This window comes from Polaromonas sp. P1_E1_2 (assembly GCF_056406035.1).
The window spans coordinates 1-1,193 of sequence record NZ_JBFUAZ010000885.1 but is presented as its reverse complement, the minus strand read 5'-3'; the positions used below and the strand labels follow the sequence as shown (position 1 = coordinate 1,193).

The 1,193-nt window shown below is 63.9% G+C and carries 1 protein-coding gene and 1 pseudogene; one reads left to right on the top strand and one right to left on the bottom strand.

Annotated features, from left to right (window positions below; genetic code table 11):
- Positions 1–431, bottom strand: a pseudogene (locus tag AC1D1P_RS23790) (histone deacetylase family protein); the annotation flags it as partial.
- Positions 432–472: 41 nt separating this feature from the next.
- Between AC1D1P_RS23790 and AC1D1P_RS23785 the strand changes: the two are divergent.
- A partial coding sequence (locus AC1D1P_RS23785) for an AAA family ATPase (RefSeq protein ID WP_477674709.1) occupies positions 473–1,193 on the top strand: 721 nt, incomplete at its 3' end.

Sequence of the window (1,193 nt, the reverse complement as noted above, 5' to 3'; positions counted from 1 at the left end):
CCCATGGACCGGTTGTGGCAGGCGTGGTGGCCCGGCGGGCGCACCGCGCAAAACGCGTTCTCAAGCTCGCCGGACATCACTGCGTCGGTGGCCGCCAGCACGGCGCCGGTCGCACGCAAGGCGGCGTTCCAGGTGTGCGCATTGAGCGCGGTATCGGGGTCAATCTGCGCATAGGCCGGCCCGCCGGCCCTGATGTCATCGACCAGGCTGTCGCTCAGGCCGCGGATCGCCGCCACCATCATGCGGTCGTGCGCCAACTCAATGTCGCCCAGCGCTGCCAGGGGGGCCTCGCGCGCGTCCAGGGCGTCCTTGACGCCGGTCGCCAGCAACCAGTCGTCAATGGCGTCGAGCCGCTCCGGACATTCCGGGTGGCCGGGGCCCATCTCATGCTTGCGGCAATCTGCGTGCGTGAAATAACCAGTCGCGTTCATGGGGGAAATAATTTGTAAAAAATTACGGTATGGTTGGCACCATGAAAGTCACAGAAAAACTCCAGGCACTTCTTGATCAGCTTAACACGGTCATCGTCGGAAAACCGGCGCAGGTACAGGACTGCGTGGCCTGCCTGCTGGCCGGCGGCCACCTGCTGATTGAAGACGTTCCGGGCGTCGGAAAAACCACGCTGGCCCATGCGCTGTCACGCTCATTCGGGCTGCAGTTTTCGCGGGTGCAGTTCACTGCCGACCTGATGCCCAGCGATTTGTCGGGTGTGTCGATTTACGAACGCCAGAAAGAAAGTTTTGTGTTTCACCCCGGGCCGGTTTTCGCGCAGGTCCTGCTGGCCGATGAAATCAACCGGGCCAGCCCGAAAACCCAAAGCGCCCTGCTCGAAGCCATGGAGGAAAAGCAGGTCACGGTCGAGGGCGAAACCCGGCCCCTGCCCCTGCCGTTTTTTGTGATCGCCACGCAGAATCCGCACGACCAGCTCGGCACCTACGCCCTGCCCGAGTCCCAGCTGGATCGCTTTCACATGCGGATTTCGCTAGGCTACCCTGACCGCGCCGCCGAACGCGAATTGCTGCGCGGCGCCGACCGCCGCGACATGGTCGAAAAGCTGCCAGCCCTGCTGGCACCGCACGACCTGCTGGAGCTGCAGCAGATGGTGGCGCAGGTTCACGCGTCGGAGCCGCTGCTGAACTACCTGCAGGACCTGGTCACGGCGACCCGTTCAGGCCGCTGGTTTCTGCAAGGCC